Genomic DNA, 12,850 nt, shown 5'->3' with positions numbered 1-12,850 from the left:
ATAGTCAATTCAAGCTAAAAACACCAGTTTGATTTTAGAAATGTTCTACATGAACATTCCGCCGTTTACATGAAACGTTTGTCCGGTAATATAAGCGCTTTTTCCACTGGCAAGGAATGTAACTAAATCGGCGATATCCTGTCCCTCTCCGAATTTCGCAAGAGGAATTTGCTTAAGCATTTCTTCTTTTATTTCATCGGTAAGTTTTTCAGTCATATCCGTGGATATAAACCCTGGCGCTACGGCATTCACCGTAATATTTCTGGCGGCGAGCTCTTTTGCCGATGTTTTCGTAAGACCGATTACACCCGCTTTTGCCGCTACGTAATTGGCTTGCCCGGGATTGCCGGTTTCCCCTACCACTGACGTAATGTTAATGATGCGCCCGCTTCTTTGCTTCATCATTTGTCTGGTGACAGCCTTTGTGCAAAGAAATACACCTTTAAGATTGGTGTCCACTACATCGTCCCACTCATCCTCTTTCATTCTCATAAGCAGGTTATCTCTTGTGATTCCGGCGTTATTAACAAGGATATCGAGGGTTCCGAAGCGGTCTGTAACTTCTTTCATCATATCTTTTACCGCATCCGCACTGGAAACATCCGCTTTAATAGCAATGGCTTCTCTGCCAAGAGCAGCAATTTCCTCTACCGTTTCCTTTGCTTTTGCTTCATTACCCGCAAAATTGACTGCTACGTTCGCTCCGTTTTTTGCAAGATCCAAAGCGATTGCCCGGCCTATTCCCCGGGAGGCGCCTGTTACTAGTGCTGTTTTGCCCGTTAGCATTATGCTTCCTCCTTAAGTGCTTCAATTGCAGCCTGAAGCGTATCCATATCGGATACAGACAGGGTTTTTACACTCCGGTCTATTTTTCTGATCAAGCCTGAAAGAACTTTGCCGGGACCAATTTCAACAAAGGTGTCCGCCCCTTGTTCAATCAATGTTTTAATTGATTCTTCCCAGCGCACGGGAGAATACAGCTGTCTAATTAATAGATCTTTAATCTGTTTACCTTCCGTCTCCGGCTGTGCGGTTACGTTGGCGATTATAGGAACGGCTGTGTCTGATAGTGTCATGCCGTCAAGTACGTCTTTCAGTTTCTCTGCTGCCGGTTTCATTAATTGGGAATGAAACGGCCCGCTTACTTCAAGAGGAATCGCTCTTTTCGCTCCGGCTTCTTTTGCTTTCGCGGAAGCAAGCTCTACTCCTTTAGCTGTTCCGGAGATGACAATTTGACCTGGACAATTTAAATTAGCGAGCTGAACGGAGTGCCCTTCATCCGTGACAGACTGCGTAATCTCTTCAAGAGGTCCAGCTTCCATACCCATGATTGCCGCCATAGCCCCCTGTCCGGAAGGAACGGCTTCATTCATAAACTCCCCGCGCTTCCGAACAGCAAGTACAGCATCTTCGAACGAAAGAACACCCGATGCTACAAGAGCGGAATACTCACCAAGGCTGTGCCCGGCTGTGAAATCAGGGGTAATCCCCTCTTTATCGAGAAGCTTCCAAGCAGCAATGCTTGCTGTAACAAGAGCAGGCTGTGCATTATATGTAAGAGTTAATTCTTCTTGCGGACCTTGAAGCATGATTTTGCTGAGCTGATCTTTCAATATTTCATCAGCTTTTTGAAAAATTTCTTTTCCTTCAGGGGTTTGTTCAGCGAAGTCCTGCCCCATCCCCACTGTTTGAGATCCCTGCCCGGGAAACACGAATGCAATTTTAGACATACTCTTCCCCTCCGTTGGTTATTCAGAATTTTGACGGCCGGCCATTGCGGCTCTGATCGTCCCTGATACATCATTTGAAATCATATCTCTTGTCTGGCGGACAGCGTTATAAACGGCATTTGCATCAGAAGATCCGTGCGCCTTTACTACTGGAGCATTTAATCCAAATAGAGCAGCACCGCCGTATTCCGAGTAATCCATTTGTGAACGGATACCCTTCAATTTCGGTTTAAGAACCGCAGCTGCAAGCTTTGACGGCAAGTTACTGGTTAAAGCAGACTTAAGCATGGTGAAAACAGAAAGAGCGGTTCCTTCAATCGTTTTTAACGTGACGTTTCCAGTAAAACCATCGGTTACGACAACGTCAGCGGCACCTTCAAGAAGGTCTCTCGCTTCCACATTGCCTTTAAAATGAAGTCCGGAATCCTTCAGCTTGATAAAAGCCTGCTTTGTCAATTCATTTCCTTTTTTGTCTTCAGTTCCGACATTCAGAAGACCGACGGAAGGATTTTTTACGCCGCGGACTTTCTCTGCATAAACTGAGCCCATAATGGCATATTGCAGCAAATGCTCCGGCTTCGCATCGACGTTTGCACCCGCGTCCAGGAAAAGAAAGCCTTTCCCGTCCATAGTTGGAAGAGTCGGAGCAAGTGCGGGACGGTCAATACCGTCAATTCTGCCGACAATAAATAATCCCGCTGTCATAAGGGCACCTGTGTTGCCGGCAGAAATGCACGCATCCGCTCTTCCTTCCTTCACTTCATTGGCCATCAAAACCATTGAAGCATTTTTCTTTCTGCGAACCGCTCTCACTGGTTCATCTTCAGATTCGATGACCTCAGTTGTATGGATGACCTTGATTCGGTCATGCCCTGATAGATACTTGCTGATTTCGGCTTCATCACCAATCAGCGTTATCTCAATATCCGAGAAAGTATTTGCAGCCTTTAAAGCTCCTTCACAAAGAGCCTGCGGGGCATTGTCGCCGCCCATTGCATCAATAGCGATTTTCATCAGTGAATCATCCTTTATCTAATGGTTGATTAGAGCGGTACATTTCAAAATCACCTGAAAACACCAGCTCGTTCCCTACATAGCTGCTAACACTCACCAACGTTCGTCCATTCAATCCGTTTACGTTCGCTACTCTTGCTTTCGATACTACGCGTTCCCCTTCCATTACCTGTCTGGTAAACCGGATATCCGCTTTTGCTGTCAACGCCAGTTCATCATTAATTACGGCAACGGCAAGGGAATTGGCCTGGGCAAATAAATGATGTCCCCTCGCAATTTGATTGCGCCGGAAAACATGCTCTTTTTTCACTTCAAAAATGGAAATAGCACTATGATCAAGTTCCAGGTCAATGATGTCTCCAATAATTTCTTCAGGAGGCAAAGCTTTTATTTCGTCCTCCAAAGAAGCTTGAGCTACTGATCGAATTCTCTCACGAAGCTCAGGTATACTCAGCTCCAGCCGGTCTAGACGAATTGTTTGAATACTAACTTGAAATTTATCTGAAAGCTCTTCATCCGTAATAAAAGGAGTATCATTTATCGTTTCCAGCAGCTGCTGCTGTCTGTCCTTTTTTGTTCTTTTCATGTTATAGGTTACACCATCCGCACTATTATGACTAGGTACTAATAGTAGTATATAATCTTAATAATCGGATTGCAAGAATGTTTTAATCCAGTTTTTCTCCCTCAAGAACCCCTGTTGATTCCAAGTATTTTCTAAGCCATTCATACTCAGGCTCATGCCAGAAGGCGCTGGAATTGATCAATTTTGCTGCATCGCCTCTTGCGGTTTCAAGAGCCCGGTAATCATGAACCATATCCGCCACTCTGAATTCCGGGACACCGCTTTGTTTTTTCCCAAAGAAATCACCTGGTCCACGGAGTTCAAGATCCTTTTCTGACAGCACAAAGCCGTCATTCGTTTCCGTCATAATCTTCATGCGCTCTTTGCCCGTTTCTGATTTCGGATCAGCGAGCAAAATGCAATAGGATTGCTCACTCCCCCTGCCTACGCGTCCTCTCAGCTGATGGAGCTGTGACAATCCAAAGCGCTCTGCATCATAAATCACCATAATTGTAGCATTCGGGACATTGACCCCTACTTCCACGACGGTTGTTGAGACGAGAATTTGTGTCTGATTTTCACTGAATTCCCTCATCACAGCTTCCTTCTCATTTGGATGAAGACGGCCGTGCATGAGACCGACATTCCACGTTGGTGAAAAAGAATGAACAAGCATCGCATGTACGTCAATTGCATTCTGAACATCAAGCGTCTCTGATTCTTCAATCAACGGGCAGATCACATAAGCCTGTCTCCCTTTTTTCACCTCTTTATCTATAAAACCCAATATCCGGTCCAATAAATTATGCTTTACCCAATACGTTTCAATCGTTTTTCTTCCTGCAGGCAGCTGGTCAATTACCGAAACATCCATTTCACCGAATGCGGTAATGGCAAGGGTCCTTGGGATAGGGGTTGCCGTCATAAAAAGGACATCCGGCGATTCCCCTTTTTCTCTCAGCACCCTCCTCTGATTCACTCCGAACCGATGCTGCTCATCCGTAATGACAAGCCCCAGATTCCGGAAGTTCACTTCATCCTGGATAAGGGCATGAGTTCCTACCAGTATTTGAATCTCTCCGACTGAGAGACGCTCCAGAAGTTCTCTTCTTTTTTTCCCTTTAACAGAGCTTGTTAAAAGAGCAACCGTGATATTGAGCGGCTCAAAGAGGGCGGCAAGGGAATTCGCATGCTGTTCGGCAAGGATCTCAGTCGGCACCATCAGCGCACTCTGATAGCCTGATAGAATGGCGGCATACATAGAAATAGCCGCTACTACGGTTTTCCCTGAACCGACATCTCCTTGAAGCAGGCGATTCATCCGATAAGGCGATTTCATATCCCCAAGAATCTCGTCCAGCACTTTCGCTTGAGCTTCCGTCAGTTTAAATGGAAGTGCTCCTGTAAAGACAGAGAGTCCTGCATCTGTGAATACATGTTCAATTCCTTTAGAGTTCTCTCTCTGGACTTTTCGCAATGCCTGCATTTTCAGCTGAAACATTAAAAATTCCTCATAAACAAATCTCCTTCTTGCATGCTTTAAATCAGCATGGCTAAGAGGCAAATGAATGGTTTTGATTGCTTCATGCTTCGGCATCAGCCTGTAGGCATCCCGAATTTGGGCAGGCAGGTTTTCCGGTATTTCCTCCCCGAAGTCTTTCAGCGCATTGACCACATGCTTCCTGAGCTGTTTGATCGTGACGGAGCCCTTAACCGTATATACCGGTTCTAAATCCTGCTTGGATACATGCGGGGAAAAGGAGATGTCCTGCAGGGTAATGGTTTGGCGGTTCTTGTCCCATTTTCCGCTCACCGTAACAACTTGATTGATCGAAAGCTGTTTTTTGTAAAAAGGACGGTTAAAACAGACAACACTTACCAGGTATCTTCCTGAAAGCAGCCTGAAGGTAAGCCTTGACTTTTTCTTCCCGTAATAAGCAAGAGAAGGCTCGCTATGAACCTTCCCCTCAACTGTAACTCTTTCATCATGCTGAACTTCAGCCAGGTCCCTCAGCCGGTAATCTTCATAACGGTAAGGAAAATATTCAAGCAGGTCCTCGATGGTCCTGATCCCCATTTCAAGCAAAACGGATGCTGTCTCCTCTCCGATTCCTTTCAATATGGATACAGGCTGTTTGAGATTATGGCTCACGGCGATCCAAAGGGATGCCAAAGATTTTCGCCTCAAGTTCACGTCCCGTAGGTGTGGCAGCGAGACCTCCCTGTGCGGTTTCCCTTAATGCACTTGGCATGGATTGTCCAATTCTGTACATCGCATCAATAACCTCATCACATGGAATCCTGCTTGTTATTCCAGCAAGGGCCATATCTGCTGCGACCATCGCATTCGCTGCACCCATTGCATTTCTTTTGACGCATGGAACCTCCACAAGTCCGGCAACCGGATCACAGACAAGACCAAGCATATTTTTAAGCGTTATTGCCATTGCCTCTGCTGCCTGAGCCGGTGTCCCCCCCGCCATTTCTGTAATGGCAGCAGCAGCCATTCCGGCAGCAGAACCCACCTCGGCCTGACAGCCGCCAGCTGCACCTGAGATGGAGGCGTTGTTTGCTACGACAAACCCAAACGCTCCAGATGTAAATAGAAACTCAATCATTTCTTCTCTGGTCGGATGCAATTTATGTTTAACGGCAAAGAGCGTACCAGGTACAACCCCTGCAGAACCTGCGGTTGGCGTCGCACAGATCGTTCCCATTGCAGCGTTTACCTCATTCGTTGCTACCGCTTTGCTTACTGCATCTAAAATGGTTTCACCAGATAGAAAATTGCCTTTCTCAATATAAGCTTGCATCAGCACTGCGTCTCCGCCAGTTAGACCTGAATGGGATTTCACTCCTGCAAGACCTTTTTCTACTGCCTGTTCCATTACCTCAAGATTACGGTCCATCATGGAAAATACTTCATCACGGGTCTTTCCGGTTACTTCCATCTCCTGCTGAATCATGACTTCAGCAATTTTGCTATTCCTGCTCATTGCAAGCTCCACGAGCTCAGCTACATTTCGAAACATGATATTTCCTCCAATTTTCCAATAGCGTCATATCCTAATCTGCTATTTTTGTAACCTGCAGAATATTTGGCAGCGTTTTCAATTCCTCAATAACCCCTATTTCAATATTCTGGTCCACTTCAATGGTCATAAGAGCAAGCTGGCCTTTTTCTTTTCTTGATACATTCATATGTCCAATATTAATGGCATACTTCGCCAGAACGTTCGCAACACCTGCAATGGCACCATAGCGATCATTATGCATGACCAGAATGGCTGGATGGTTTCCTGACAGCTGCAGCAAAAAGCCGTTCAGTTCAGTTATTTCAATCTTGCCTCCGCCGATTGAGATGCCAACCAGTTCAAGCTGTCCGTGGTCATCGCCGATAATCACTCTAGCTGTATTTGGATGGTCAGTTACAGCTTCCTCTTCTAGAAAAGTGACTTTCATTCCATTTTCATCAGCTATTTGAAGAGATGTTTTGATGCGTTCATCAAAGGTATCGAAATCCAAAATGCCTCCGATTATGGCTACATCTGTTCCATGGCCTCGGTACGTCTTAGCAAAAGAACCGTAAAACGACACAGTCGCCCACTTCGGCTCCCTCCCAAACAAACTCCGGGCCACTCTGCCAATTCTTGCAGCTCCAGCTGTATGAGAGCTTGAAGGTCCAATCATAATCGGACCTATAATATCAAATACACTGCGATATTTCATGCATGGGTACCCCTCTCTTATGAAAGAAAACATCCTGTTACAGTTTGCTTTCAGTTTACCAGATTTCTTTTAAACCTGTATATGGCCGAATTCCGCTTGAACTGCCCGTTCCTTAAATTTTTTGTGTAACTCTAAGCAGGTACACAGCGGTCTTATACGGAATTTTCTCTGCGAAAATAATAAATAGGACCGCCTGATACACAGACGGTCCTTTAAGCTGGATAACAGCTTTTTACTCGACAGAGAAAATGTAGGAGTATAGCGGCTGTTTGCCGTTATGCACTTCCACTTCAATATCACTGAAAATCGTTTCAACCTGCTTTACGAGCTCACTTACTTCCTCGTCGCTTGATTCACTTCCATAAAGAATGGTCAGAATGTCGTCTTCCTCACTGATCATTTCTTTAAGAAGGTTTAAAGCAGCTTGAACCTGTACTTTATCCTTCGTCACAATCTTTCCGTTCAAGATTCCCATAAAATCATTTTTGGAAATATCCATTCCATCAATTTGAGTATCACGAACGGCATAGGTGACTTGACCCGATTTAACATTTCCAAGAGCTTCAGTCATGACTTCTTCGTTTTCCTCAGGTTTAACACCAGGATTGAAAGAAAGCAGAGCAGACATTCCTTGAGGAACCGTTTTAGAAGGGATGACCAGCACATTTTCTTCCACAACTGATGCTGCCTGGCGCGCTGCCATGACAATATTTGAGTTGTTTGGAAGGATGATGATGTTTTCTGCATTTACTTTTTCAATGGCAGAAACAATATCCTCCGTGCTTGGATTCATCGTCTGGCCGCCTTCAATGACCTCATGGGCACCTATGCTTTTAAACAAGTCCGCAATTCCGGAACCCATAGAAACTGTGATGATGCCGTATTTTTCCTTCTGCTTTTTCGGTTTGGATGGCTGTGCTTTAGCTGATTCCCCTACAAGGCTGCTGTGCTGTTCACGCATATTTTCAATTTTCATGCTGATCAGACTTCCATACTTTTGTCCATATGACAGCACTTCGCCCGGGTGCTCCGCATGAATATGTATTTTCGCTACCTCATCGTCAGAAATCACAAGCAATGAATCTCCAAATTTGCTTAGATCATTACGGAACTGATCCTCTGAGAAGACTTTCTTCCCATCTTCAAAGCGAACCATGAACTCTGTGCAGTATCCGAACTCAATGTCTTCCGTATTGATATGAGCGTGAACATTTTTATGATGTTCGGCATTGACAAGATCATTCATAGACGGCAAAGCCATTGGAGTTCCAGGTACTTTCTCGCCTTTCAGTTCAGCAAGGAAGCCTTCATACACCAATACAAGACCTTGACCGCCGCTGTCTACGACACCCACTTCTTTCAATACAGGCAGCAAGTCCGGCGTCCGGTTCAATGAGGCCTTAGCTTCATCAAGAATCGCTTCCATCAGTTTGATCAGATCATCTTCATTTTTAGCTTCAGATACGGCTTTTCTTGCTGCATCCTTCGCTACAGTTAGGATCGTCCCCTCTACAGGCTTCATGACAGCTTTGTAGGCTGTATCCACACCGGTTTGAAGCGCCTGGGCAAAATCCTTCGCTGTAATCGTGCTTTTGCCCTCAATCGACTTCGAAAAGCCCCTGAACAGCTGGGAAAGGATGACCCCTGAATTTCCCCGTGCACCCATGAGCAGTCCTCTTGAAAGGGCTGTCCCTACTTTGCCAATATGGGCTTGGACATTTTTATGTACTTCCTTTGCTCCTGATGTCATAGACAGGTTCATATTAGTGCCTGTATCTCCATCTGGAACTGGAAAAACATTTAAGGCATCCACCATTTTGGCATTATTGGATAGATGGCTTGCACCTTGAGAAATCATTTCAGCAAAGCGCTCGCCGTCCAAATTTTTGATTGACACGATTTTTCCTCCTTACTACGGGTTCGTTACACGAACTCCCTGAACGAAAATATTTACTGAGTCTACAGCTAATCCAACCGTGTGATCAAGCGTATATTTCACTTTGGTCTGTACGTTGTGTGCTACCTCTGAAATTTTCGTTCCGTAGCTTACAATGATATACATATCGATGTGAATGCTGTCTTCTGCCTGACGCACGATGACACCCCTGCTGAAGTTTTCCTTGCGCAGGATGTCTGTAATTCCATCTTTAATCTGATTTTTGGAGGCCATTCCTACAATACCGTAGCAATCAATGGCGGCGCCGCCTGCTACCGTTCCAATTACTTCATTGGAGATATCGATTTGTCCGTATTTGGTGGTAAGTTCGATGGACATGCTATTTCCTCCCTTGTTTATCGGTCAATGAATTTCCTTCACTTTTCATGATGGCGTGTTCACAGTCTTGATGACCATACGCATGATAAAGCTATTTTACTATAGGCCGCGAAAATTTTAAAGGCATTGCTTAACAAGACGGCATAAAAGGCTCTTATTATTATAGAGCATAGCATCATCAGGTATGTCAAGGTGTTTTTCTTGTAGGAACGTATTTTTTTAATGATCCGGTTCCTGCCGCAAGGGAGCGGGTCCCATTATCCTTCTATTTATACCTTCCCCTAACGCCCCCATTCATAACCTCATTGAAAAATGTCCGCAAAGGAAAAAAACTTGACAAAGAATAGTTGCAATTCAAAAGGGGGTTATGGTAAATTATTAAGGTATCTCGTGAATAGAGACGTTTTTAACCGTATGAGCAATCATCAAAGATGGGCGTCTTTTATAAAAAGACAAACGGAACTGAAACGATAGCTTGCTACAAAAGAGGTTTTGCAAGGTGAGGAGGGAATATTATGGCACGTAAATGTGTAATTACAGGCAGAAAAACCCGCTCTGGCAATACACGTTCCCACGCAATGAACGCTAACAAGCGTACATGGGGAGCCAACGTTCAAAAAGTGCGCATCCTGGTTAACGGGAAGCCAAAACGTGTATACGTTTCAGCTCGCGCCCTTAAATCCGGTAAAGTGGAACGCGTATAATTGGAACGCCAATAAGATAGCCGTTCACGGCTGCAAAGAGGAAATGGCAGGTTAACCTGCATTTCCTCTTTTTTGGTTCCAAAAGAAAAAGATGCCCTCTTAAGAGCATCGTTCTGTTGGTTTGTACTTTAGAAAACAAGCGGATTTGCCTGTAAGTTTATGAGTCCTTTTTAAAAGAACCAAGCATTGCCCGAACTATTCCTCCCAAAAACTTTGGCAGTTTAATCGTATAGAACTTCATAGTTTCCCTCCTCAGCCCTTTCAATGATCTTTGAAATGGCCCCGCTCTTGCTGGCCTTATGTTTAGCATTCATCACTTTATAATCGTTTCATCCCGGCTTCTCACCATCATTAATATGCCGCTTTTAAACGAAACAGTACCGGTGTGATGAATCAGTTCATTACTAATACATAGTGTAGAACCAAAAGGAATATGCCGATTTTCAAGAGGATATTTAAAACCTTTTAATGTTAGTCCTTCTACATCTGACGCAACAGGGACAAACGACAGATATGGATAGGTTTCGCTTGCCTTGATTTCCTGGATTCCGGGAGGCAAAAGCTTAATAAAATTGAATCTGTCTTCCAATTCAATCGGAATGGAGCAATCAAATTCTTTCATTAATAAATAAATGTTTGCAAAAAAGTGGTCCAGTCTGCCGCCGGTTGCACCGTAGATGCGGATTCGTTCGGGCTGTTTGCTGATCGCCCAGTCAAGTGCAAGTTCTGTATCCGTTTTATCTTTTTCTGAAGGATAAATCTTCAGATTTTTATGTTTTGACTCCAGCTCCTCCCTTTCTCTGCCCGTTATGGAATCAAAATCTCCGATTGCTTCTTCCATTTTTAATCCTCTATCAGCAAGATAGACGACCCCTCTGTCCACTCCAACCCACGATACATCATGATGGTCGGCAGCCGTGAGGTCAGGAATCAGTCTCTCAGGCCCACCTGCAACTATGTATATGTATTTCAATTCCAATTCCCCCACTCTAATTTACATAATATTATTATTTAAATCTTATAAAAAGCGGCTTTCTATACCTTCATTTCCATTCAAATCGGACTGACTTTGGCCTGATTTCCGCTGCAGGGTGCAGGGCCGGCGGTGAGCCCAGCTTTGCCCCTGCGGAGTCTCACCTGTCCCGCTGGTCCCGCAGGCGTCTCTTGCCACTTCAATCAACAGGTGTTAAAAACAACAGCATCCTAAAAAATAGCCATTATAAAAAAACCCGGGAGGCTCATAAAGCGTCCCAGGCGGCAATTTCAATCATTTACTCTCAGGAGGACTATTTAAGTAGCATCCCGTATATCACGTATTGCTTTTTTCCGGTCAGGAAACCCATAGACTGCAGAACCGGCTACCAAAACATTAGCCCCTGCTTCCATGCAGGCTTTCGCATTCCCGGCATTTACACCGCCGTCAATTTGGATAAGTACAGATAAACCTTCCGCTTTAATCATGTCGGACAATGCCTCAATTTTAGCGAGCATTTCCGGAATGAATACCTGTCCGCCAAACCCGGGATTAACCGTCATTAGCAATACATAATCCAGATCCTTTAATACATAGTCAAGCACATGGAGGGGTGAATGCGGGTTCAGCACCACTCCCGCTTTAACTCCCTTTGCTTTGATATGCTGAATGGTCCGGTGAAGATGTGTACAGGCTTCTGCATGAACAGATATTAAATCTGCCCCAGCTTCAGCAAACTCATCAATGTATGAATCCGGATTCTCAATCATCAAATGCACATCTAAAGGGAGCTGCGTAACAGGGCGAACTGCTCTCACAATAAGCGGCCCAATTGTAATGTTCGGGACAAAATGCCCGTCCATTACATCGATATGAATCCAATCAGCCCCACCATGCTCAACATCCTCAATTTCTTCTTTAAGCTTTGAAAAATCCGCAGATAATATAGATGGAGCGATATAAACCAACGTCAATACCTCGGCTTTCTGTCTTTAATTTCCTCTAGAAAACTCAAATAATGCTCATATCTGTAATCCTTGATTTCTCCGCTGTCAACAGCGGCTTTCACCGCACACTTAGGTTCAGATACATGTGTGCAGCCTCTAAATTTGCAATCGCCGGCTCTCTCCCTCATTTCGGGAAAGCATTGGCTCAGGTCCTGGGCTTCAATATCTGTAAAATCAAGGGAACTGAATCCAGGTGTATCTGCCACAAGCCCGTTATCTATTGTAATCAGTTCAACATGTCTCGTTGTATGCTTTCCCCGGCCAAGATGACTCGAAATGTCATCTGTCTTTAAAGCAAGATCCGGTTTAATCGCATTAAGCAATGATGATTTTCCAACTCCTGACTGACCTGCAAAAACCGATATTTTATTATCGAACAGCGGTCCGAGAGAGGCAATTCCATCCATGCTTTCCGTGGAAGTCTGGAATACCTGGTATCCAGCTTCTTTATAATCCGCAGCAAACGAAAGAATTTCTTCTCTTTGAGCGGGATTGGAAATTAAATCAGTTTTGCTGATGCAAATAACCGGCTCTATAGAATTAGCTTCAACTAATACTAAGAAGCGATCCAGCAAAAGGGTACTGAAGGCTGGCTCAATGGCCGAAAAAACAAGAATGGCCTGATCCACATTCGAAATCGGAGGCCTGACCAGCTCGTTTTTTCTGGGCATGACCTCGAGAATCGTTCCTTCCAAATCATTATCCGCCTGATAAATGACTTCATCGCCTACCAGCGGGGTGATTTTGTTTTTTCTGAATAGCCCTCTGCCTCTGCACTGAACAAAACGATCTCCGTCTAAAACATAGTAAAAGCCGGCTAAAGCCTTCACAATCTTTCCTTCCGGCATACATT

Annotated in this window: 14 protein-coding genes; 1 reads left to right on the top strand and 13 read right to left on the bottom strand. The window is 44.6% G+C overall.

Going from position 1 to position 12,850, the window contains the following annotated elements; translation table 11 throughout:
- Nucleotides 1–45 precede the first annotated feature (45 nt).
- From fabG to WCV65_RS09695, 9 genes are all read right to left on the bottom strand, one after another.
- Nucleotides 46–786, bottom strand: a complete 741-nt coding sequence (gene fabG / locus WCV65_RS09735; RefSeq protein ID WP_035412773.1) for a 3-oxoacyl-[acyl-carrier-protein] reductase — start codon at nt 784–786, stop codon at nt 46–48.
- Entirely contained in the window at nt 786–1,730 is a 945-nt protein-coding gene (gene fabD / locus WCV65_RS09730) for an ACP S-malonyltransferase (protein WP_338781904.1), read from the bottom strand. The genes fabG and fabD overlap by 1 nt, the downstream gene beginning before the upstream one ends.
- Before the next feature lie 18 nt (nt 1,731–1,748).
- Complete coding sequence (gene plsX / locus WCV65_RS09725) at nt 1,749–2,744, bottom strand: phosphate acyltransferase PlsX (protein ID WP_338781902.1); 996 nt, start codon at nt 2,742–2,744, stop codon at nt 1,749–1,751.
- 7 nt (nt 2,745–2,751) lie between these two features.
- A complete protein-coding gene (fapR, locus tag WCV65_RS09720; protein WP_338781901.1) occupies nt 2,752–3,330 on the bottom strand; it encodes a transcription factor FapR in 579 nt (192 codons plus the stop codon).
- A gap of 82 nt (nt 3,331–3,412) precedes the next feature.
- On the bottom strand, nt 3,413–5,461 hold the full coding sequence (recG, locus tag WCV65_RS09715; protein ID WP_338782240.1) for an ATP-dependent DNA helicase RecG: 2,049 nt from the start codon (nt 5,459–5,461) through the stop codon (nt 3,413–3,415).
- Nucleotides 5,451–6,341: an L-serine ammonia-lyase, iron-sulfur-dependent, subunit alpha gene (gene sdaAA / locus WCV65_RS09710; protein WP_035412784.1), complete on the bottom strand. Its 891-nt coding sequence runs from the start codon at nt 6,339–6,341 to the stop codon at nt 5,451–5,453. Before sdaAA ends, recG begins: the two co-directional genes overlap by 11 nt.
- Nucleotides 6,342–6,375: 34 nt before the next feature.
- Nucleotides 6,376–7,038 carry an L-serine ammonia-lyase, iron-sulfur-dependent subunit beta gene (gene sdaAB, locus WCV65_RS09705; protein WP_338781898.1) on the bottom strand — a complete coding sequence of 221 codons (663 nt, stop codon included), beginning with the start codon at nt 7,036–7,038 and terminating at the stop codon, nt 6,376–6,378.
- A gap of 232 nt (nt 7,039–7,270) precedes the next feature.
- Nucleotides 7,271–8,935 (bottom strand): DAK2 domain-containing protein, encoded by a 1,665-nt coding sequence (locus WCV65_RS09700; RefSeq protein ID WP_035412791.1) that lies wholly within the window; start codon nt 8,933–8,935, stop codon nt 7,271–7,273.
- A gap of 15 nt (nt 8,936–8,950) precedes the next feature.
- Nucleotides 8,951–9,313 carry an Asp23/Gls24 family envelope stress response protein gene (locus WCV65_RS09695; RefSeq protein ID WP_035412793.1) on the bottom strand — a complete coding sequence of 121 codons (363 nt, stop codon included), beginning with the start codon at nt 9,311–9,313 and terminating at the stop codon, nt 8,951–8,953.
- Nucleotides 9,314–9,828: 515 nt separating this feature from the next.
- Here WCV65_RS09695 and rpmB point away from each other — a divergent pair.
- On the top strand, nt 9,829–10,017 hold the full coding sequence (gene rpmB, locus WCV65_RS09690) for a 50S ribosomal protein L28 (protein ID WP_035412795.1): 189 nt from the start codon (nt 9,829–9,831) through the stop codon (nt 10,015–10,017).
- Nucleotides 10,018–10,174: 157 nt separating this feature from the next.
- Here rpmB and spoVM read toward each other — a convergent pair whose 3' ends face one another.
- From spoVM to rsgA, 4 genes are all read right to left on the bottom strand, one after another.
- Nucleotides 10,175–10,258 carry a stage V sporulation protein SpoVM gene (gene spoVM / locus WCV65_RS09685; RefSeq protein WP_035412797.1) on the bottom strand — a complete coding sequence of 28 codons (84 nt, stop codon included), beginning with the start codon at nt 10,256–10,258 and terminating at the stop codon, nt 10,175–10,177.
- Nucleotides 10,259–10,330: 72 nt separating this feature from the next.
- Nucleotides 10,331–10,990 (bottom strand): thiamine diphosphokinase, encoded by a 660-nt coding sequence (locus WCV65_RS09680; protein WP_338781893.1) that lies wholly within the window; start codon nt 10,988–10,990, stop codon nt 10,331–10,333.
- 317 nt (nt 10,991–11,307) lie between these two features.
- Nucleotides 11,308–11,958 carry a ribulose-phosphate 3-epimerase gene (gene rpe, locus WCV65_RS09675; RefSeq protein WP_338782236.1) on the bottom strand — a complete coding sequence of 217 codons (651 nt, stop codon included), beginning with the start codon at nt 11,956–11,958 and terminating at the stop codon, nt 11,308–11,310.
- 2 nt (nt 11,959–11,960) lie between these two features.
- Complete coding sequence (gene rsgA, locus WCV65_RS09670; protein ID WP_338781891.1) at nt 11,961–12,845, bottom strand: ribosome small subunit-dependent GTPase A; 885 nt, start codon at nt 12,843–12,845, stop codon at nt 11,961–11,963.
- Between the last annotated feature and the right edge of the window lie 5 nt (nt 12,846–12,850).

The sequence above is a fragment of the Metabacillus sp. FJAT-52054 genome, assembly GCF_037201815.1.
Lineage (GTDB): Bacteria > Bacillota > Bacilli > Bacillales > Bacillaceae > Metabacillus_B > Metabacillus_B sediminis.
This window is presented reverse-complemented; position numbering and strand designations above follow the sequence as displayed.

Bases quoted from the DNA above. Each gene is read 5' to 3' on its own strand.
- sdaAA (WP_035412784.1), bottom strand. From the start codon at position 6,341: ATGTTTCGAAATGTAGCTGAGCTCGTGGAGCTTGCAATGAGCAGGAAT.
- spoVM (WP_035412797.1), bottom strand. From the start codon at position 10,258: ATGAAGTTCTATACGATTAAACTGCCAAAGTTTTTGGGAGGAATAGTT.
- rsgA (WP_338781891.1), bottom strand. From the start codon at position 12,845: ATGCCGGAAGGAAAGATTGTGAAGGCTTTAGCCGGCTTTTACTATGTT.
- rpmB (WP_035412795.1), top strand. From the start codon at position 9,829: ATGGCACGTAAATGTGTAATTACAGGCAGAAAAACCCGCTCTGGCAAT.
- WCV65_RS09695 (WP_035412793.1), bottom strand. From the start codon at position 9,313: ATGTCCATCGAACTTACCACCAAATACGGACAAATCGATATCTCCAAT.
- plsX (WP_338781902.1), bottom strand. From the start codon at position 2,744: ATGAAAATCGCTATTGATGCAATGGGCGGCGACAATGCCCCGCAGGCT.
- fapR (WP_338781901.1), bottom strand. From the start codon at position 3,330: ATGAAAAGAACAAAAAAGGACAGACAGCAGCAGCTGCTGGAAACGATA.
- sdaAB (WP_338781898.1), bottom strand. From the start codon at position 7,038: ATGAAATATCGCAGTGTATTTGATATTATAGGTCCGATTATGATTGGA.
- fabD (WP_338781904.1), bottom strand. From the start codon at position 1,730: ATGTCTAAAATTGCATTCGTGTTTCCCGGGCAGGGATCTCAAACAGTG.
- fabG (WP_035412773.1), bottom strand. From the start codon at position 786: ATGCTAACGGGCAAAACAGCACTAGTAACAGGCGCCTCCCGGGGAATA.